The organism is Glycomyces artemisiae, assembly GCF_003002955.1.
GTDB classification, from domain to species: domain Bacteria; phylum Actinomycetota; class Actinomycetes; order Mycobacteriales; family Micromonosporaceae; genus Glycomyces; species Glycomyces artemisiae.
Map to the genome: position 1 here is coordinate 279,182 of NZ_PVTJ01000002.1, position 19,950 is coordinate 299,131.

Annotated in this window: 16 protein-coding genes and 1 tRNA gene; 6 read left to right on the plus strand and 11 right to left on the minus strand. The window is 71.2% G+C overall.

Features of this window, described 5'->3' with window-relative positions; all coding sequences use genetic code 11:
• Nucleotides 1-4: 4 nt before the first annotated feature.
• The gene (locus B0I28_RS05830) at nucleotides 5-3,280 is read right to left on the minus strand and encodes a transglycosylase domain-containing protein (RefSeq protein WP_106362866.1); all 3,276 of its coding nucleotides are present in this window, start codon (nucleotides 3,278-3,280) and stop codon (nucleotides 5-7) included.
• 334 nt (nucleotides 3,281-3,614) lie between these two features.
• On the opposite strand from B0I28_RS05830, the gene B0I28_RS05835 reads away from it, so the two are divergent.
• From B0I28_RS05835 to B0I28_RS05850, 4 genes are all read left to right on the plus strand, one after another.
• Nucleotides 3,615-4,328 (plus strand): PadR family transcriptional regulator, encoded by a 714-nt coding sequence (locus B0I28_RS05835; protein WP_106362867.1) that lies wholly within the window; start codon nucleotides 3,615-3,617, stop codon nucleotides 4,326-4,328.
• Nucleotides 4,321-5,391, plus strand: coding sequence for an inositol-3-phosphate synthase (locus B0I28_RS05840; protein WP_106362868.1), 1,071 nt, complete (start codon nucleotides 4,321-4,323; stop codon nucleotides 5,389-5,391). Before B0I28_RS05835 ends, B0I28_RS05840 begins: the two co-directional genes overlap by 8 nt.
• 141 nt (nucleotides 5,392-5,532) lie before the next feature.
• A complete protein-coding gene (locus B0I28_RS05845) occupies nucleotides 5,533-6,888 on the plus strand; it encodes an MFS transporter (RefSeq protein WP_106362869.1) in 1,356 nt (451 codons plus the stop codon).
• The gene (locus tag B0I28_RS05850) at nucleotides 6,837-7,763 is read left to right on the plus strand and encodes a peptidylprolyl isomerase (RefSeq protein WP_106362870.1); all 927 of its coding nucleotides are present in this window, start codon (nucleotides 6,837-6,839) and stop codon (nucleotides 7,761-7,763) included. Before B0I28_RS05845 ends, B0I28_RS05850 begins: the two co-directional genes overlap by 52 nt.
• A gap of 6 nt (nucleotides 7,764-7,769) precedes the next feature.
• Here the strand turns inward: B0I28_RS05850 and B0I28_RS05855 are convergent, their stop codons facing one another.
• The 6 genes from B0I28_RS05855 to B0I28_RS05880 form a co-directional block, all read right to left on the minus strand.
• Nucleotides 7,770-8,453: a lysophospholipid acyltransferase family protein gene (locus B0I28_RS05855; protein ID WP_219926590.1), complete on the minus strand. Its 684-nt coding sequence runs from the start codon at nucleotides 8,451-8,453 to the stop codon at nucleotides 7,770-7,772.
• 168 nt (nucleotides 8,454-8,621) lie between these two features.
• Nucleotides 8,622-9,242, minus strand: coding sequence for a bacterial proteasome activator family protein (locus B0I28_RS05860; RefSeq protein WP_106362871.1), 621 nt, complete (start codon nucleotides 9,240-9,242; stop codon nucleotides 8,622-8,624).
• A 150-nt stretch (nucleotides 9,243-9,392) separates the two neighbouring features.
• Nucleotides 9,393-9,475 (minus strand) — tRNA-Leu (locus B0I28_RS05865).
• Between the two features lie 84 nt (nucleotides 9,476-9,559).
• Nucleotides 9,560-10,540: an asparaginase gene (locus B0I28_RS05870; RefSeq protein ID WP_106362872.1), complete on the minus strand. Its 981-nt coding sequence runs from the start codon at nucleotides 10,538-10,540 to the stop codon at nucleotides 9,560-9,562.
• Between the two features lie 21 nt (nucleotides 10,541-10,561).
• Complete coding sequence (ygfZ, locus tag B0I28_RS05875) at nucleotides 10,562-11,617, minus strand: CAF17-like 4Fe-4S cluster assembly/insertion protein YgfZ (protein ID WP_106362873.1); 1,056 nt, start codon at nucleotides 11,615-11,617, stop codon at nucleotides 10,562-10,564.
• Nucleotides 11,614-12,054 (minus strand): Fur family transcriptional regulator, encoded by a 441-nt coding sequence (locus tag B0I28_RS05880; protein WP_106362874.1) that lies wholly within the window; start codon nucleotides 12,052-12,054, stop codon nucleotides 11,614-11,616. The genes ygfZ and B0I28_RS05880 overlap by 4 nt, the downstream gene beginning before the upstream one ends.
• Nucleotides 12,055-12,117: 63 nt before the next feature.
• On the opposite strand from B0I28_RS05880, the gene B0I28_RS05885 reads away from it, so the two are divergent.
• Entirely contained in the window at nucleotides 12,118-12,972 is an 855-nt protein-coding gene (locus tag B0I28_RS05885; protein ID WP_181245653.1) for an aminotransferase class IV, read from the plus strand.
• A gap of 380 nt (nucleotides 12,973-13,352) precedes the next feature.
• Here B0I28_RS05885 and B0I28_RS05890 read toward each other — a convergent pair whose 3' ends face one another.
• The 3 genes from B0I28_RS05890 to B0I28_RS05900 all read right to left on the minus strand — a co-directional run bounded on the left by B0I28_RS05890 (nucleotide 13,353) and on the right by B0I28_RS05900 (nucleotide 17,327).
• Nucleotides 13,353-14,711 carry an FAD-binding oxidoreductase gene (locus B0I28_RS05890; RefSeq protein ID WP_106362876.1) on the minus strand — a complete coding sequence of 453 codons (1,359 nt, stop codon included), beginning with the start codon at nucleotides 14,709-14,711 and terminating at the stop codon, nucleotides 13,353-13,355.
• Nucleotides 14,712-14,794: 83 nt separating this feature from the next.
• Nucleotides 14,795-15,766, minus strand: a complete 972-nt coding sequence (locus B0I28_RS05895) for a serine hydrolase (RefSeq protein WP_106362877.1) — start codon at nucleotides 15,764-15,766, stop codon at nucleotides 14,795-14,797.
• Nucleotides 15,767-16,418: 652 nt separating this feature from the next.
• Nucleotides 16,419-17,327 carry a hypothetical protein gene (locus tag B0I28_RS05900; protein ID WP_106362878.1) on the minus strand — a complete coding sequence of 303 codons (909 nt, stop codon included), beginning with the start codon at nucleotides 17,325-17,327 and terminating at the stop codon, nucleotides 16,419-16,421.
• A 212-nt stretch (nucleotides 17,328-17,539) separates the two neighbouring features.
• Between B0I28_RS05900 and B0I28_RS05905 the strand changes: the two genes are divergently transcribed.
• Nucleotides 17,540-19,423, plus strand: a complete 1,884-nt coding sequence (locus B0I28_RS05905; RefSeq protein ID WP_106362879.1) for a hypothetical protein — start codon at nucleotides 17,540-17,542, stop codon at nucleotides 19,421-19,423.
• Nucleotides 19,424-19,446: 23 nt separating this feature from the next.
• On the opposite strand, the gene B0I28_RS05910 is transcribed toward B0I28_RS05905, so the two are convergent.
• Nucleotides 19,447-19,908 (minus strand): hypothetical protein, encoded by a 462-nt coding sequence (locus B0I28_RS05910; RefSeq protein ID WP_106362880.1) that lies wholly within the window; start codon nucleotides 19,906-19,908, stop codon nucleotides 19,447-19,449.
• Nucleotides 19,909-19,950: the final 42 nt, after the last annotated feature.

A 19,950-nucleotide genomic window follows, 5' to 3' on the forward strand; every position in this document is an offset into this window, starting at 1 on the left:
TCACTCAGTCTCTGCCGTTGCCACCCGGCTCCTCCGTCGTCGCCCCTTCGGTCGTCGGCTCGTCGGTGGTCTCGTTGCAGTCAGGCTGGAAGATCGGGCACTCCTCGTCCGTCGACTCCTCGCCGGTCGGGTCGGTCGTCGGATCGTCCGTGCCCGGATCGCCGTCGTCCTCGCCGGGCTGGCAGGCCTGCCCGTCCCAGGTGCCGCCGTCGGCCTCGCACTCCTCCTGCGCTTCGTCCTCCTGCTGGCCCGCGCACAGCGGGTCGTCCGCGTTCTCAGCGCAGAACGCGCCGCCTTCGAGCGGGCCGCCGGCCTTCTCGATGTCCCAGCTCTGGTCGTTGCCCTGGTCGTCGACCTTGCCGTCCCAGTCGACCGCCTCCCAGTCCGTCGCATCGAGGATGCGGTTCATCGCGGTGAACCACACCGGGTACGCGGTGTTGGAGCCGAACACGTTGTTCTTGTTGCCGTCGACGTCGGCGATCGGGTCCGACTCGGAGGTCACGTTGCCGACCCACGCGGCGATGGACAGCTGCGGGATCGCCCCGACGTACCACGCGTGCGCGTTGTACGAGTCCGGGTAGTCGTTCCCGTCCTTGTCCTTGCCGCCGGCCTCCCAGGTACCGGTCTTGCCGAAGTAGTCGCGGTCGAGCTGGTCGACCGAGGAGGAGCCGCCGATCTCGGAGCCGATCCACTGGAGGTTGCGGGCGACCGCCTCGTCGATGGCCTGCCCGGACTTGAGCTCGTTGACCGGCTGGACCTCTTCGCCCTTGTACTCGACCTTGGCGACGAAGTGCGACTCGTTGTAGACGCCGTTGTTGGCGATGGTCGCGTAGATCGAGGCCATGTCGCGCACGCTCGTCGGGTACTGGCCGAACGCGATGTGGTTGTAGAACGGGTCGGTGTTGCCCTTGCCGCCGATGGTGCACTCGGTCGGGTTCTCTTCGTAGATGAACTTCCCGTCGGTGTTCACGATCGGGTTGCAGTCGGCGTCGACCTGGATGCCCGCGTTGACGTCCCAGTTGCCGGAGGCGTCGACGATGGGGTCGCCCACGCTGTCGACGGCGGTCCCGTGCTGGGTGTAGGTGCCGTTGTCGGTCATGTGGTAGTTGATGCTGACGTCCCAGGCCTTGCCGTTCTCGTCCTCGATCGTCCGGGCCTGGTTCATGACCGACAGGCCCATCTGGTCGGCGTAGTCGAGGATGGTGCTGGCGCCGTACTCCTCGGCGATCGAGTACATCGGGGTGTTCTTCGATTCGCGGACCGAGTCGGTCAGCGTCATCTCGACCTTCGAGTTCTGGCTGCCGTTGCGCAGGGTGCAGTCCGGGTAGGTGCCGCCGCCGATGCACTCTTCGAGGTCGTCGAGCGTCAGCGACTCGAACTCGCGCGGCGAGGAGGCGTTGAACCAGGAGTCGACGGAGTCGCCCTCCTCCATGGCGGTGGCGGCGGTGACCATCTTGAACGTCGACGAGGGCGGGTGCGGGGACTCCGCGCCGGCCTTGTCGACGCCGAAGCCGTCGTCGCCGCCGTAGTAGCCGAGGATCGCGCCGGTCTCCGGGTCGATCGCGACCATCGCCGACATCATGTACGGGTCGTAGTCGACCAGCGCCGCGTCTTCGTTGCTGTTCTCGAACTGCGCGTACCCCTCGTCGGTGAGATCGCGCTCGGCCTGGTTGACGTCGGTGACGACCTGGCCGTTCTCGTCGACCGGCTGGCCGTCCTCGTTCTTCTTCACCGCGATGGCGCCGCGCGAGCCGGTGCTCTTGAGCGAGGACTGGATCGCCGGGTCGATGGTGAGCGTGATCGAGTAGCCGCCGTCCTTGCCGCTGCCCTCGACGCCCTTGAGCTGGTCCTTGGTGATGCCGTAGCGCGCTTCGAGCTCGTCGAAGACGTACCCGTCGAGCTCGTTGATGATGAAGCCGACGTCGGTGTTGCCGCCCCAGGACCCGGAGGCGTTGAAGTCGGTGGCCGCGGTCTCGATGACGGCCTCGTACGTCTCCGCGTCGCGGTCGGCCTGGCTGATCTGGCCGGTCTCCAGCAGGGCGTCCATGGTGAACTCCCAGCGGGCCTTCGCGGCGCCCTCGTCGTAGGCGTCGGTGTAGTACGGGTCGTAGTAGCCGTTGGGCGACTTGACCTGCATGACGATGTACGCGGCCTGGCCGTAGGTCAGCTGGTCGAGCTCGACGTTGAAGTAGTTCTTCGCGGCGGCCTTGATGCCGTACGCCCCCCGGCCGAAGTAGGCCGTGTTCAGGTAGGCGGTGATGATCTCGTCCTTGTCGTACTCGGACTCCATCTTGATCGCCAGTGCGGCTTCGCGGGCCTTGCGGTCGTACGAGATCTCGTCGCGCGCGTCCATGTACATGCCGGCGTACTGCTGGGTGATCGTCGAGGCGCCTTGGGTGTCGCCGCCGGTGAGGTTGTTGACCAGCGCGCCCATGGTGCGGATGTAGTCGACGCCGCCGTGCTCCCAGAACTTGCGGTCCTCAAGGGCGACCAGCGCGTCGGTGACGGTCTCGGGGGCCTGGCCCGGGTCGATCTGGAGGCGGAGCGTGTCGCCGTAGGCGCCCGCCTGGGTGCCGTCGGCGTAGAAGAACGCGGAGGACTCGCCCTTGCGGAAGACGTTTTCGAGGTCCGGGGTGTTCTGGAAGAAGTAGGTGGCGATGACGGTGACGCTCGCGACGAACAGGATGCCCATCGCGATCATGGCCGCGAGCATCTTGCGGCCGAGGCGTTTGCGCTTCTTCTTGGCGCCTTCGAGGTCGTCCTTGTTCAGGGGGCCGTTGCCGGCGCGGCGGCGGCCGCCGTTCCCGGCGCGGCCGGCGCGGGCGTCGGCCTCGTCGAGGTTGACGCGGGCGGCGCCCACGGACGCCGAGCCCACCGAGGCGGATCCGACGGAAGCGGAGCCGACGGACGCGCGGCCCGCGCCGCCCACGGAGGCGGAGCCGACCGAGGCGCGTCCGGCGCCGCCGACCGACGCCGAGCCGGTCGGGCGGGCGGAGCCGACGGAAGCGGAGCCGGTCGGGCGCGCGCCTCCGACGGACGCGGAGCCGCGGCCGACGGGCGCCTGGCCCCCGGGCGGGGTGCCGTAGCCCTGCTGCGGGCGCCGCGGCGGCTGGCCCTGGCCTTGCGGGGCGCCTTGCCGGCGTCCGCCGCCCCACCCGTAGTCGGGTTCGCGGGAACCGCCCCCGGGGGCGGCGCCGTAGCCGCGCGCCTGCCCGGAGGCCCGGCCCTGCGGCCGCCCCTCCTCGGGCGGCGGGGCGGGGCGGTAACCGTTGTCGCTCATGCTCAACCATCCACGTGCTGTGTAACCCCAGCGGGGCTTGCCGGTCGGCCCGGTGCGCGCCGGAAGGGTGGCGCCCGGGGGCGCTCCGGCGGACCGGCGTTCGCAAAGGTCTACTTCCGGCATGGGGGGTGGCCGGTCGTCTCGCAGTCTCGCACACCGAATCTGAGAAGACTCTGCTAGACCGCGTCGTGCGCACGAGCTTATCGGATCGAAGTGCCCCTGAACAGGGCGCGGACCCGTAGCTTGACGTGATTTGCACCTGCCGCTATGGTTATCCTGATGTATCGGCCCGATACATCGAGCAGTTAGATCGCCGTGTGAGAGGAGGGACGAGATGTTGGAGCTGGCCATTCTGGGGCTCTTGCATGAATCCCCGATGCACGGCTATGAGCTGCGCAAACGGCTGCTGGCCCTGCTGGGGGCCATCCGGGCGGCGTTCAGCTACGGGTCGCTCTACCCGACCCTCAAAAGAATGCGCCTGCGCGGGCTCATCGTCGAGGAGGCGCCGGCGGGCGTCACATCCGAGAAGACCGCCGCGACCCGCACCGGAGCAGAGAAACCCCTGCTCAGCGGCCGCAGGGCCCGAAAGGTCTACCGGCTCACACCCGAGGGCAAGGAGCACTTCGCCCAGCTCATGGCCGACGCGGGCCCCGAGTCCGCGGACGAGGCCCTGTTCGGGGTCCACTTCGCGTTCTTCTCCCGCACCGACCCGGCCACCCGCCTGCGCATCCTCGAAGCGCGCCGGCGCCGCGTCGAGGAGCGCCGCGAGCGGATCCGCGAGGCGCTCGCCCGCACCGCCGAGCGGCTCGACGCCTACGGGCTCGAACTCCAGCGCCACGGCCTGGAGACGGCCGAGCGCGAGGTGCGGTGGCTCAACGAGCTCATCGCCACCGAGGAGGGCCGCGGCCCGCGGCGGCGCAACGACTTCGGCGATCCCGTCGCCGGGACGGGAGGGCCCAGCGCCCTCCCGGAACAGGGAACACCCGATCCGGCTGCGAGCGCCGGAGACCCAAATAAACAAGACAAAGGAGGCATGCGCGATGGGTAAGCTGCGCGTAGCCATTGTCGGCGTGGGCAACTGCGCCTCTTCGCTGGTCCAAGGCGTCGAGTACTACCGCGACGCCGCTCCCGAGGACCGGGTGCCCGGCCTCATGCACGTCCAGTTCGGCGACTACCACGTGAACGACATCGAGTTCGTCGCCGCGTTCGACGTCGACGCGAAGAAGGTCGGCCAGGACCTCTCCAGCGCGATCAACGCCTCGGAGAACAACACCATCCAGTTCGCCGAGGTGCCCCCGACCGGCGTCCAGGTCCTGCGCGGTCCGACGCACGACGGCCTGGGCCAGTACTACACGGAGATGGTCACCGAGTCCTCCGAGGCGCCGGTCGACGTGGTCAAGGCGCTCAAGGACGCCAAGGCGGACGTCGTGGTCTGCTACCTGCCGGTCGGCTCCGAGACCGCCGCGAAGTTCTACGCGCAGGCCTCGATCGACGCGGGCTGCGCGTTCGTGAACGCCCTCCCCGTGTTCATCGCCTCCGACCCCGAATGGGCCCAGAAGTTCACCGACGCCGGGATCCCCATCGTCGGCGACGACATCAAGTCGCAGGTGGGCGCGACCATCGTGCACCGCGTGCTCGCGAAGCTGTTCGAGGACCGCGGCGTGCGCCTGGACCGCACCTACCAGCTGAACTTCGGCGGCAACATGGACTTCATGAACATGCTGGAGCGGACCCGCCTGAAGTCGAAGAAGATCTCGAAGACGCAGTCGGTGACCTCGCAGATCCCGCACGAGATGCTCGGCGCCGACGTCCACATCGGCCCGTCGGACCACGTGCCGTGGCTGACCGACCGCAAGTGGGCGTACATCCGCCTGGAGGGCACCACCTTCGGCGACGTGCCGCTGAACGCGGAGCTGAAGCTCGAAGTGTGGGACTCCCCGAACTCCGCGGGCGTCATCATCGACGCGGTGCGCGCCGCGAAGATCGCGATGGACCGCGGCCACGGCGGCCCCGTGGAGTCGGCCTCCTCGTACTTCATGAAGTCCCCGGCCAAGCAGTTCTCCGACGAAGAGGCCCGCATCTCCGTCGAGAACTTCATCGCAGGCCTGTAAGCACTGCGAACGCCGCGCTTTCAGCGCCGCGCTGACGCGCGCCCCAAGGGGGACCCCGATTCCAAGCTGAGCCGCTGTTCGGCTCGCAAGCTTCGCCGAAACGAGGTCCCCCTTGGCATACCCCGGAGCTATCCTCGGCTAATGCGCACCGACCGGCACGTCCGCAACCTCGCAGGCAACCGCCGTTTCCGGCACCTGCTGGCCGTGCGCCTCACCTCCCAGGCCGCCGACGGCATGTTCCAGGCGTCCCTGGCGCTCTCGGTGTTCTTCAACCCCGCGCTCGGCGAGGCCGGCGACCCGTTCAGGTACGCCGCCGCCGTCGCACTCCTCCTCGGCCCGTACTCCCTGCTCGGCCCCTACGTCGGCACGGTCCTCGACCGGTTCAGCCGCCGCAACCTCATCGGCGGCGCGAACCTCGTGCGCGCCGCCCTCATGATCGTCATCTGCCTGACCCTCCCCGGCGGCTTCAACTGGTCGTGGGTCCTGTGCGCCATGGTCGTCCTGGCCGCCAACCGGTTCGTGCTCGCCGGGCTCGGCGCCGCCCACCCGCAGGTCGTCCCGCCCCAGGACCTCGTCACCGCGAACTCCGTCGCCTCCACGCTCGGCGCCCTCGCCTACGGCCTCGGCCTGGCGACCACCGGCATCGCGAAGCTCATCGACTCCGGCGTCTCCTACTCGATGCTCGCGCTCGCCGCCGGGGCCGGGTACCTCGTGTCCGCGTGCATCGTGTGGGCCGCGTTCAGACGCGAAGGGCTCGGCCCGACCGAGGACGAGGCCCCCGCGGGCGGCCTGTGGCGCGGCCTCGCCGCTACCACCGCCGGGATGGTCGCCGGATTCAGGCACCTCGGCACCCGCCGCGGCCCCGCGCTGGCGATGGCCGTCCAAGGGCTGCACCGGTTCCTGTACGGCATCGTGTTCATCATCGCGATCGCCCTGTTCATGGGCTTCTTCTGGGACGTCGAGTCCGACCCGGCCCGCACCACCACGATCTCGTGGCTGCTGGTCCTCGCGGTCCTCGGGAACGTCGGCGTCCTCGCCGCCGCGATCGTCACCCCGCGCGCGACCCGCGTGTGGGGGCCGAAGAACTGGGTCGTCGTCCTCATGGCCCTGTGCGCGGTCGTCGCCGCGGCCCTCGCCGGGACGATGCGCCCGGTCATGTTCGCGGTCGCGGTGCTGCTCATCAACATCGCGTCGCAGGGCGTGAAGATCACCGTGGACACGAGCATCCAGCGCGGCATCGAGGACGCCTACCGCGGCCGCGTGTTCAGCGTCAACGACACCGTCTACAACGTCGGGTACCTCGCCGGGCTCTTCGCCGCCGCGCTCGTCGTCCCGACCGACGGCTACGCGCCCGGAACGCTCGTCGGCGTCGCCGTCTCCTACGGTCTGATCTGCGTCGGATACGCCTACCTCGCGCGAGACGACGCCCCGTACGATGCTGAGTCATGGAGCCCAGCCGCCCCGCAGACCCAGCCGCGACCGAGCACGAGCCGGTAGCCTCCAGCCCCTTCAAGTCCACGCCCCCCTGGGAGCGCGGGTCGGGGTGGAAGCGCGGCCTCGCCGGGCTGGGCGCGGTGCTCCTCACCGCCGGGTCGATCGCCGCGGTCGCATGGCTCGCGTTCCGCGACGGCGGCGGCGAAGGCGGCGACACTGGCGAGGTGATCTCGGAGCGCTGCAAGGTGACCGAGGCCGACGACGCCGGGAGCGGCGCCGACCCGCTGGAGGCGTCGGCCCCGCCGGAGCGGTCCCTTGCGGTCGTCCAGACCAACTACGGGGAGATCGCGGTCATGCTCTGGGGCGACCTCGCGCCGTGCGGCGTCGACGCGTTCTCCTACCTCGCCGAGACCGGCTTCTACGCGAACCACGAATGCGACCGGCTCACCACGCAGGCGGTCGACCCGACCGCGATCCTGCGCTGCGGCTCCCCCGGCGCCGACCCCGGCAGTGCCTCTGAAGACAGTGACGACTCGTACGGACCGGGCTGGCGCTTCCAGGCCGAGACCGGCATGGCGGGCAACGACGTCGCCGACGTCCTCGCGCTCGTCACCGACGACCGCGGCCGCGCGGGCTCGGCGTTCGCGCTCATCCGCGGCGCGGCCGTGCCGACCGCGGGCGTGAGCGTCATCGGCGGGATCGTCGACGGCTTCGAAGTCCTCGACGAGATCGCGGCGCTCTCCGAGACCGTCGAATCCGACGGGCCCCCGCCCCTCCCGGTCGAGATCTGGTCGATCACCGTCACCGAGCTGTCGGACCTCCCGAGCGGCCCCGACACCGTGGGCGAGCTCACCACCCCGCCGGGCACCGGCACCCCCTCGGGGACGGCCACGCCGAGCGGGACCGCGACTCCGACCGACGCCGCGACGACGCCCTAGCGGCGCCTAGTCGTCGTTCTCCTTGCCGGGGCTGTTGCGCTTCGCGTACTTGTCCACGTACTCCTGGCCGGTGAGCCGCCGGATCGCGTCCATGACCTCGTCGGTCACCGCGCGGATCACGACGCGGTCGTTCTCCATGCCCTTGTAGCGGGTGAAGTCGAGCGGCTTGCCCACCCGCACCCCGACCGGCGCGACCCGCGGCCGCGACTCGCCGATCGGCAGCACCTTCTCCGTCCCGATCAGCCCGACCGGCACCACCGGCGCCCCCGAGGCGAGCGCGAGCCGCGCCACCCCGGGCTTGCCGCGGTACAGGCGGCCGTCGGGCGAGCGCGTCCCCTCCGGGAAGATCGCGAACACGCGGCCCTCTTCGAGCACTTCCAGGGACGGCTCCAGGGCCGAGGCGCTCTTGCGCCCGCCCGAGCGGTCCACCGCCACCTGCCCGAGGGCCTTCACCGTGGAGGAGATGATCTTGCCCTTGAGGCCCGCGCCCGTGAAGTACTCGATCTTCGCCATGGTCGCGATGTGCCGCTTGGTGGTCAGGCCCAGGAAGTAGTGGTCGGCCACGGAGAGGTGGTTCGACGCCAGGATCACCGGCCCGGTCTCGGGGATGTTCTCTTTCCCGTCGATCCATGGCCTGTAGATCAGTTTGACGGCCGGGGCGGCCGTCCATTGCAGCGTCCTGTACAGCACCGTGTTCAGCTCTCCAGTGGTCTCACCCTTGGGACGGGTCGGCACAATTATGGCTCGCGAACCGCCGAAGGCGAAACCCGCGAGCCGCCGCATCCCCAGAAGACCGCGCCCGAAGACGCCGACGGCCCCGCCAGGAAGGCAGGGCCGAGTCTAAGGCATTCCCCGTACTCAGAGGTACTGGCCGGGCGGGTGGTCGCGGTCGTCACCGCGCGCGGCCCGCTCCGCCATGACCGCCCTCAGCTGCGGCGGAAGGTCGCTGCCCGCGGGCAGCGCCTTCAGCTCCCCGCCGCGCATCTGGTCGAGCTGGAGCCGCGCGGCCATCTGCTGCGCGACCAGCGCCGCCTGGATGCCGTGGAACAGCCCTTCGAGCCAGCCCACGAGCTGGGCCTGCGCGATGCGCAGCTCCGCCTCGGTGGGGATCTCGTCCTGCCCGAACGGCAGCGACAGGCGTTCGAGCTCGTCGCGCAGCTCGGGCGCGAGCCCGGTCTCCAGCTCGGCGATGGACCGGGCGTGGATGTCGCGCAGGCGCTGGCGGCCCTTCTCGTCGAGCTCGGCCGCGCGGACCTCTTCGAGGAGCTGCTTGATCATGGAGCCGACGCGCATGACCTTGGCGGGCTCGTGGACGAGCCGGGTCGGGTCGGACTCGTAGGGGTCGCCGTCGGCGTCCTCGCCGTCGGCGGGCGCGGCGGATTTCGCGGTGGCGACCGGGTTGCCTTCGGCGTCGACGATGAGGAGGTCGTCCTCGTTCTCCTGCTCGTCCCGGTCCGGCTCGGTGTTTGCGTCGCTCATGGTCGCATTGACCCCACAGTCGTGTCGATGGTGGTTCCGTTCCCTTGCTTCGAGCCTAACGCGGAAGCCCCTGGGGGTGTTCCCGCTCGCCGTCCCGGCTCGGGGATAAGCGAAAAGGCCCTCTGGTCGAAACCATCGGGCCTTTGCCTGTGCGCGAGGGGGGACTTGAACCCCCACGTCCTTGCGGACACTGGCACCTGAAGCCAGCGCGTCTGCCATTCCGCCACTCGCGCGTGTCGGGACTTGCAACGCGACGATAGTACCTTGCGCGAGGAGTCCCGCTCAACGGGGTATTGGCTCCGTTGAGGCCGGGGCCACTACAGGAGTGTGCGGACGCGGCCGACGGGCTGACCGCCGCCGAGGATCTCGGGCCCGGTGAGGGCGTCGATCTCGGGTTTGGCGGCCTGCGGGACGTCGAGCCCGGCGATGGTGGTGAGGGCGCGGAGGGCGACGGGCATGGAGGCGCGTCCGCCGCCGTCGTCGATCTTGACCGCGACGGCGCCGACGCCGGGGGCGGCGACGACGTGGAAGCCTTCGGCGCCGCCTTTGGCGAGGAGGCCGGGGACGGCGGCCATGGACCGCTGGTCGGGTCCGCGGGTGCCGTCGATGAGGTGGGGGTGGGCGCGCATGGCGTCGGCGACGCGGCGCTCGCTGGTGCCTTCGGGGGCTTCGACGAAGCGGGCGAAGGCGCGGGCGATGCCGTGGAGGGAGACGGCGAGGACGGGCGCGCCGCAGCCGTCGACGCCGATGTGGTCGACGGTCTCGCCGGTGAGGTCTTCGACCGTCTCGACGATGAGCCGCTGGAGGGGGTGCTCGGGGTCGCGGTAGGTGGCGGTGTCCCATCCGGCGGCGGCGCAGGCGGCGAGCATCCCGGCGTGCTTGCCGGAGCAGTTCATGTACACGCGTTTGGGTTCGGGGCCTTCGAGGGCGACGACGGCGTTGCGGGCGTCGAGGTTGCCGGGCAGGTCGGGCGGGCACTGGAGGTGGTCCTCGGTGAGCCCGGCCGCGGCGAGGACGGAGCGGACGCGTTCGATGTGGAACGGCTCGCCGCGGTGGCTGGCGGAGGCGATGGCGAGGTCGGCCTCGGAGCGGGGCTCCCAGCCGGCGCGGAGCATCGCGAGGGCCTGCATGGGCTTGTTGGAGGAGCGGGGGAACACGGGGGAGGCGGCGTCGCCGATGGCGGCGGCGAGGCTTCCCGCGGGGTCGGTCACGGCCACGCTGCCCCGGTGGAAGCTCTCGGCGAATCCGGACCTGACGACTTGGGCGACGGGTTCGCCGCCTCGGTACGAAGCACTCATACTGCGAGGCTAGCCGGGCGGCTAGAGGCTCGCGGCCTGATCGCCCGTGATGAGGCGCACGTCCTCGTTCGCGACGGCCGACCGTTTCACCTCGGCGAGCGCGATCTGGCCGAGCTCGTAGTGCTGGACGGCGGTGCCGATGGTGCCGACTTCCTTGCCGTCCAGGGTGATCGGGGTGCCGTGGGCGGGCGGGTGCTCGTCGGTGCCGTCGAGGTGGAGCATGACGAGGCGCCGCGGCGGCTGACCGAGGTGGTGGACCTTCGCGACGGTCTCCTGGCCGCGGTAGCAGCCCTTGTCGAGGTGGACGGCGGCGGCGAGCCAGTGCGGGACCTCGTGGGGGACGGTCTTCTCGTCGGTGTCGGTGCCGAACGCGGGGAGCTTCGCGGCGACGCGGAGGGCGTTCCAGGCCCAGGTGCCGGCGAATGTTCCGGCGGCTTCGGCGGCTTCGGCGAGCCGGCCGCGGCGGACGAGCACGTCGAAGGTGGGGACGCCGAGTGCGTCGGTGCGGCGGGTCCACCCGTCGGTCTCCTGGAAGGGGCCGCCGGGGTACACGGAGGTGGGGACGGCGAGGAGGTCCTTGGAGGCGAACTTGGCGATGGGGACGGGCTGGACGACGGGGGCGTCGTCTTCGGCGCGGGCGATGCCGGTGAAGGTGAACAGGGCCCAGTCGGCGGACTCGTCCCTGATGTCGACCTCGGTGCGGAACTTCATGAGCTCCAGGTACTTCAGGAGCGGTTCGCCGTACCCGGGCTCGGTGTCGAGCCAGGTGGTGGCGCCGTCGTCGTAGACGTTCGCGTGGTGCTCGACGCGGCCGGTCGGGGAGAGGATGAGCGTCTCGGTGCCCTCGTGCGGCTTGAGGCCGGTGAGGTGCTGGGTGGAGAGGGAGTGGAGCCAGGTGAGGCGGGCCTCGCCGGTGACGCTGATGACGTCGCGGTCGGAGCGGTCGAAGAGCGCGCCGGTCTCCATGGCCGCCTTCTGCTCCTTGAGCGGCCCGCCGTAGTGCCAGGCGGTGCGGCCGTCGGCGGTGGCGACGGCGCCGGGGAGGGTGAGGAGCGGGGACGGTCCGATGGTGCTCATGCGTGCTTCTCCAGGCAGTCGGCGCAGGTGCCGAACAGGGCGACGTGGCCGACGTCCATGACGAACCCGGTGGCGTCGGCGACCTCCCTGCGGACTCCAGCGAACTTCGACGGGTCGACTTCGGTGATCCGGCCGCAGCGGTGGCACACCAGGTGGGCGTGGCCGCGGTCGCCGGACAGGTGGTAGGTGGGGGCGCCGTGGGAGAGGTGGGTGTGCGAGACCAGCTGGAGCTCTTCGAGGAGGTCCAGGGTGCGGTAGACGGTGGTGATGTTCACGCCTTCGACCTGGCCGCGGATGCGCTCGTGGATCCGCTCGGGGGTCGCGTGCCCGAGCGCGCGGACCGCCTCCAGGACGAGCTGGCGCTGCGCGGTCATGCGCAGGCCCTTGGAGCGCAGCACCGCCGCCAGTTCGGTCTCGGCCTCGGCTTCGGTGGGCATGACTGCATGGTACTGCGCCGGGCGCTCGCCGGATCGCTCCCCGGCGGGGAGCACAATGAGCGGATGGCACTAGTAACCGCAGTACTGCACCGCGGCGTCGTCGACTCCGACGCGCCGCTCCTGTGCGCCGACGACCTCGGGGTCCTCCGGGGCGACGGCGTCTTCGAGACGATCAACGTCCGCGGCGGCGCCGCGTTCCTCCTCTCCGAGCACCTCGACCGGATGGCGAACTCCGCGCGCCGCATGGAGTTCGAGCTGCCCGCGAAGGCCGAGCTCGCCGAGCTGGCCGAGCAGGCCCTGGTCGCGTGGCGCGAGCGGGCCGAGGGGGAGGGCGCGCTGCGCCTGGTCGCGACGCGCGGCCGCGAGGCCGGCGGCCCGCCCACGGTCTACGCCACGGTCGACCCGGTGCCGCGGGAGCGGATCCTGCCGCGGCGCGACGGCCTGCGGATCGTCTCGGCGACCCTGGGGGTGAATGCCGATGCGCGGGGCGACGCCCCGTGGCTTCTAGGCGGGGTGAAGGCGCTGTCGTACGCGTCGATGATGGCCGTGACCCGCTGGGCGAAGGCCCAGGGCGCGGACGACGCCCTGTGGGTGTCGGCCGACGGGACCGCGCTCGAAGGCCCCACCTCCTCGCTGCTGTGGCTCGAAGGGGACACGCTCTTCACGACGCCGACGTCGGCGGGGATCCTCCCGGGGACCACGAGCGCGTACCTGCTGGAGCAGGCCCCGAAGGCGGGCCTGAAGACCGGCGAGAAGCTGATCTCGTTGGGGGACTTGAAGAACGCGGAGGCCGCGTGGCTCTCCTCCTCGGTCCGAGGTGTGGCCTTCATCACTCAGATCGACGGGGAACCGGTCGCGCAACGCCCGGACATCACCGCTGAGCTGGACAAACTCGCGGGTTTCGAGGTGCCTTCGTAACGGTTCGGCATCGTTTCCCAGGTTCTTCCCAGGCTCGCCACAGGTCCCGTTCAGAGACGGTCCTCATAGTAATGAGTGTTCCGGTCACGCCGACAAGCCAATCGGAGGGACATGGGCAGTCTTCCGGGAGGCACGGAACAATCCGGGGGCACTAAGCCGGTAAGGGCAATCGGGCACAGCCCTACCGGTGCCAATGAAAAGTGGAGCTCCTCCACTTTATCGGGGCCGCAGCGAATGGGCAAGCGCTGCGGCCCCATTACCGTGTCACAGGACCGACACGAAACCGCATCGGCGCCAAACACACTCGCACCGAACGCGGTGCCGCCTGCGGGAACGCCGCCCGCATTCGTCCCGGCGCCATCCGCGGCACTGCCGCCGCTTCAGCCGAGGACCTTCCCGGGATTGAGGATGCCGAGCGGGTCGAGCGCCGCTTTCAGCCGCCGCTGCACCGCCAGGTTCACCGGGTCGACCTCCCGTTCCAGCCACTCGCGCTTGAGCATTCCCACCCCGTGCTCGCCGGTCACGGTGCCGCCCATGGCGAGCGCCATCTCCAGGATGTCGTCGAACGCCGCCCGCCCCGCTTCGAGCGACCCCGGCTCCTCGGGGTGGACGATGATGTTCGGGTGCAGGTTCCCGTCGCCCGCATGGGCGATGACGCCGATGACGACGCCGTGCCGCTCGGCCGCGGCCTGCACGCCGTCGAGGGCGTCGGCGAGCCGCGCCCGCGGGACCGCGACGTCGTCGACCAGGACCGTGCCCAGCTTCTCCATGGCGTGGTAGGCGCTGCGCCGCGATTCGAGGAGCGCGTCCGCCTCCTCGGCGTCGGTGGCCCGGTACACCTCGGTCGCCCCGGACTCGGTGCACAGCGCCTCGATCGCGGCGAGCTCCGCGTCGGGGTCGGCGTCGGCGGCGACGAGCAGCAGCGCCGCGGCCTCCGTCGGCAGTCCCATGGGGCGCAGCGCTTCGAGGGCCCGCAGGTGGACGTTGTCGATGAGCTCCAGGAGGCTCGGCTGCTTCCCGGCGGCCATGATCGCGGTGACCGCGCGGCCCGCGTCGGCGGTCGTGGCGAACACCGCGGCGAGCGTGAGCCGCTGCGCCGGAACGGGTGCGAGCTTCACCGTCGCCTCGGTGACGATCCCGAGGGTCCCCTCGGAGCCGCAGAACAGGCGCACCAGGTCGTACCCGGCGACGCCCTTCGCGGTGCGCCGCCCGCACCGCATCACCTCGCCGGAGGCGAGCACGACCTCCAGGCCCAGCACGTACTCCGGGGTCGTCCCGTACTTGACGCAGCACATGCCGCCCGCGGCTGTCGCGATGTTCCCGCCGATCGTGGAGATCTGCCACGACCCCGGGTCGGGGCTGTACCGCAGCCCGAACTCCTTTGCGGCCGTGGAGATCGCCGCGTTGAGGACCCCGGGCTGGACGACCGCGAGGCGGTCCACCGGGTCGATCTCGATGATCCGGTCCATGCCCGAGACGTCGAGCAGCAGCGCCCCGTCGACCGCCGTCGCCGCGCCCGCGAGCCCGGTCCGGGCCCCTTGCGGCACCACGGGAACGGCGAGCTCCGCGCAGACGCGCACCGCCGCGCTCACCTCCTCGGTCGAGCGGGCCCGCACGAGCGCGGCCGCCCGCCCGGCCGGGACGAGCCCGGCGTGGTCCACCGAGTGGGCGGCCAGCACGTCGGGGTCGGTGACGGGCTCCAGGCCCGCGGCTTCCAGAAGGGGGATCAGATCGCTCATGCCCCGATTGTCGCGCACCGCGCGGTCGCGCCGATCCGCGACGGATCGTAGATCCTATAGGAAATAGGATCTACGATGCCGGGCTAGGCGTACGGGTCGGTGTCGACGACCGTGCGCACGATCTCGGCGAGCGCCTCGACCCGCTCGATGCCCTCCTCCTGGGAGGACGAGCCGCCGGTGAGGATCGCGATCTCGATGGGGTGCTCGGTGTCCCCGGCGACGACGCCGATGGAGTTGACGACCCACTCCCCGCCCATGGCGTCGCGGGTGTCCCAGCCGTTCTTCATCCACACGGTCTCGCCGTCCGCGGCGGCCGCGGAGACGCCCCACTGCTGGAAGTCCGCGAGGTCGCCCATGAGCGAGCGCGCGTACTCGGTCTGCTCGGCGTCGAGGACGCCCGCGTCCTCGTACAGCGCGATCTCCAGGACCCGCAGCTGGTCGAGCGCGGTCGTCTGGGTCTTCCCCCACTGCTCGGTCTCGTTCGGGTTCGTGTGCTCCAGGCCGAAGTCGATGTGCGCCTGGGCGATCGCCGCGTGCCCGTCGTCGAACGTCCCGCCGTAGAGGACGTCGTTCGTCGCGTCGTTGTCGGACTCGCGGATCATCAGCTCCGCGCGGTCCAGCAGCCAGCCCGGGACTTGGTCGAGCGTCCCGTACTCCTTGAGCATCATCGTGAGGATCTCGACCTTCACCACCGACGCCGTGTCGTACTGGGTCTCGCCGTCGTAGTCGAGGCGGAACTCGCCGTCGTCCACGGCGACCGCGGCGTAGAAGTTCTCGTCGTCCTCCTCCGCGAGGTACGCGGCGACGGCGTCGTCGAGCTGCGTCTGGAGCTGCTCCTGCGCGGCCTCGCGCAGCTCCTCGTCCGACGGCTGGAGCGAGGAGCTCGACAGGTCGTCGGCCTGCGAGCCGGGCAGGCTCTCGTCGGAGGAGCCGCCGGACCCGCCGTCGTCGCGGCCGGATCCGACGATGAACACCACTGCGGCGACGAGCACGGCGAGCCCAGGGACGGCGAGGTAGGGCCAGAGCCGCCGCGATGAGGCGTGTTTGGAGGTCACAGCTGGGAACCTGACTTCGGAAAGCGGGGGATGCGGACGAATTGCTGCGGCCCACGCTAAAGCAGCGACCGACGCGCACACAAGCGGGGCCGATCCCGAGTTCCGTAACGGTTGCGCATCGGTGCGTGCGCCCGGCCGCAGGGGGCCTGACCTCCGATTGTCTCTCGCCGCACCCGCAACGACCAGCGTCCCTCGTCACTGGGAACGCATCGGCACCAACAGAAACGGACACCGCACGACGAAGCGCCCGCCGGAAACCGGCGGGCGCTTCGTGCGAGTCTCAGTTGTCCGCGGACCGGCGGGGCCGTGAGGCACTGGTCCGGGCGATCGGTGTGGGACCTGGGGAGGAAATGACCATCATCGAGAGCCCGAGCCGCAGTGCCTCACGGAGACTCCACCGTGCCGTGCCCCGGCCGCCCGGAGGGCGGCGCGATCGAAGACGGCGCGCTCTGGCGGCTCGCCGCCGCGCCCGTCTTCGACAGCTCCGGCCGCCGCGTGCGGCGGGCCGGTTCGGGGCCGGTGAAACACCGGGCCGCCCGCTGCCGCTCGCGGCGGTTCCGCACCCGGCCCCCGGTCCAAGCCGGAGAGCCGTGCACGGGGCCCGCCGCGGCGGCCGACTGCGGCGCCGGGGCCTTCAACAGGACGGCGGTGCTCATACCGCCGCCCGCTGCTTCAGGAGGGTGCGCGCCACCGCGGCGGCCACCCCCACCAGGCAGATGATCGCGACCAGGGCCAGCAGGCCGTTCGCGCCGTCCGCCACCGCCTTCGGGTCGACCGCGACGACCTCGTCCTCAGCGGCCGGGTCGAACGCCCCGTCGTCGGAACCCGGGTCGCCGAACGCGTTCACCTCGTCCTCGACGGGGGCCGGCGACTCGTCCTGCGCGGGCGCCTCGTCCTCCGGGCCCTGCTGCGCCGCGGCGTCGTCGCCCGCGGGCGCCTCGCCCCCGGCGTCCTCCTCGGAGCCGTCCTCGGCGTCGGGGGCCGGGAGGGCGTGCTCGTCGGGCTCCTCCGTCTCGGTGCCCGACTCGTCGTTCTCATCCGACTGGGCTTCGACGACATGCACCTGCGCGGAGTCGTACTCGGCGAACAGGCCGTGGCACGAGGGGACCATCGCGACCTCGGCCGACCGGTTCATCTCGAACACCTGCGTCGAGCCGTTCGCGATGTCGTAGACCTCGTCGCCCACGTACAGCTCGGCGTCGGCGCCCAGCTCGTTCGTGTACCGCACCTGCGAGCCCTGCTCCACCGTCAGTTCAGACGCGTCGGGGATCGACGACGCCGACAGCAGGCCCAGCGTGCCGCAGTCGCCGCTGAAGACGATCTCGCTGCCCGTGCCCGCCTCCGGCTCCTCGGCCGTCGCCATGCTCACCCCGGCCGCACCGCCCGCGGCGATCACCGCGGCCGCCGACAGCGCGGCGAGGCGCGAGCGCCGCCGCTGCGAGCGCCGGTCCATCGCCGCCTGGACCACCGGGTTGACCCGCCCGTCGTTCACCGGGTACGGCAGCGGAGGACGCGTCTGGGCCCGGGACTGCTGACCGAGCTTCGTCTTGTGTCTTCCCATGCCTGCGTCTCTCCAACCGCGATTCCGTCTGGGTGTGCGGACCCGGATCCACCGCGGGAATCAGGTCTCAACCCCGTTCAACGACCGGGCGGCGGAAAGGTGACGGCCCCGGCCGCACCCGATTCGCGGACGGTCCTCATGCGCCCGATTACTGCGCCGCGACCGTCCGTAGGATGTGCCGAGACAGCACCGAGCGAGACCGCGGGAACCCCATGGTGATCACCGAGCCCGACTCCACCGATTCGGACCCCGGGCGCGAGCCCGACGACGGCGCAGCAGCCGTGGCCGCGGCCGAGCCGAAGGCCGAGGACGCGAACACCGGCGAGCACGAGCGCTGGCAGCGCTTCGCCTCCGGCGAGACCCCCGCCGCCGCGCCCGGCCCGCCCCCCGGGCGCCTGCGCGCCGCCGGGCGCCTCGCCGCGCGCGCCGCCCGCAGCGAATGGACCCTCGCCGCGCTGTGCAGCGCCCTCCTCGCCGTCGCCATGACCTGGCCGCTCGCCAAGGACCTCGACGACGTCGTCCCCCACGACACCGGGGACCCGCTGCTCCTCACCTACATCCTCGGCTGGGTCGGCCACGCCCTGCGCGACAACCCCGCCGGGATCTGGGACACCAACAGCTTCTGGCCGCTCCACGACGCGTACCTGTTCACCGACACGCTCATGGGCTACGCGCCGTTCGCGCTGTTCATCACCGGGCCGACGAGCGCGCTCGTGGTGTACAACGTCCTCTACATCGCGTCGTTCGCGCTCGCGTTCCTCGGCGCGTACGCGCTCCTGCGCCAGCTCGGCGCCCGCGTCGCCGGGTCGGCCGTCGCCGCGGCCGCATTCGCCTACGCGCCGTGGAAGCTCGGCCAGGCCGGGCACCTCCAGGTCCTGTCGTGCGGCGGGATCGCGCTCGCCCTCGCGATGCTCGCGCGCGGGCACGGCTGGTCGCTGCGGCACGGCTTCAAAGCGGAGAAGCAGCGGCCCGGGTGGATCGTCGCCGGGTGGCTGACGGCCCTGTGGCAGTTCTCGATCGGCGCCGGGCTCGGCATCCCGTTCGTGTACCTGCTGCTCGGCATCGGCGTGGTCGTGGGCCTGAACTGGCTCATCATGCGCCCGCGCCTGAAGTGGCAGACGCTCGCCGCGGACGGCGCCGGCGGCGTCGTGTTCAGCCTCGGGGTGCTGTGGATCGCCGACAAGCACGCGGTGGTCGCCCGCGCCTACCCCGAGTCGATCCGCGACGTCGACTACATCTCGTGGTTCAGCCCGACCTGGCAGTCGTTCATCATCTCCCCGGAGGAGTCGCGCCTGTGGGGCGCGGCGCACGAGGCGGCGCGCGCGGACCTGACGTGGGCGCCCGAGCAGGCGCTCCTCGTCGGCTTCACGTTGGCGGCCTTGGCGATCGCGGGCCTGATCTGGTCGTGCTGGACGGGCTGGCAGCGGTTCTGGCTGGCCCTCGGCGGCTTCGCGGTCTTTGCGTTCGCCATGGGCCCCAACTTCCTCGACCACGGCTCGTGGGCGTGGGCGCTGCTGTACGAGTACGCGCCGGGCTGGGAGGCGATCCGCACGCCGGGGCGCCTGGTCATCTACCTGACGCTGATCCTCGCGGTCCTCGCCGCGGGCACGATCACCCGGATCGCCGACGAGGCCGACGACGTGGCGCACCGCGCCCGGGTCGACAAGCGCCTGAAGGTCAAGGCCCCCAGGCGGGTTCACGCGCTGCTGTTCGCACCCGTCGCGCTGGTCCTGTGGGAGGGCCTCACGGCCGCGCCCTATGTGGAGGTTCCCGACGCGCCCGTCGACATGTCCTCGCTGGAGGGCCCGGTGCTGTTCCTGCCCGCGGGCGGCGGCGACACGAAGGTCCAGTACTGGACCCTCGACGGGTTCGTGGAGACCGCCAACGGCGTCGCCGCGTTCACCCCCGACGAGCAGGCCGGGATCAAGTCGATGGCCGAGGCCTTCCCCAGCGACGACTCGATTGCGGCCCTGCGGGACGCGGGGATCGAGACCGTCGTGGTCCTCCCCGGCTCGGGCTTGGACACCGAGGCCGAGCCGTTCGGCGTCGACGTCGAGCGCACCGGCACCGCGGTGGTCTACGACCTCAACCCGTAAGGGCCGCTTCAGGCTCTGCTACTTCAGGACGGGCCGATCGGGGTGAGGAACGCGAGCGCCCCGATCGCGTCGAGCCGCGGCGGGGAGTGCAGGGGCGAGGCGGTCACGTCGAACGTGCGGTGGACGCCGCGGCGCTCGATGCGCATGAGGCTGCGTTCGAGGGCGTCGGTCTGGAGCGCCTGCACGGGCGCGAGCCGGGCGAGTTCGGCGTCCACGAGCGGGTGCGCCCCGGCCGTGAAGTCCAGGAACCGCAGGCCCGCATCGAGGAAGCGCGGCATGACGATGTCGATGTCGGGGCCGAGCCCGAGGATCTGCCTGGCGGGGCGCGAGGTCGCGACGACGCGCGTGTCGGCGGCGAGCAGCAGGCACGCGTCGGCGCTCGCCGCGACCGCGGTGCGCCACGTGGACAGCGCCGCGTCGAGTCTCCTGCCATCGCGTCCGGGCGCGGAGCCGCGGAGCGGGATGACCAGTTCGAGTTGCGTCAATTGGGCGTCCCGGGGGTAGTGGTTACGCTCAGTCTGTCCATG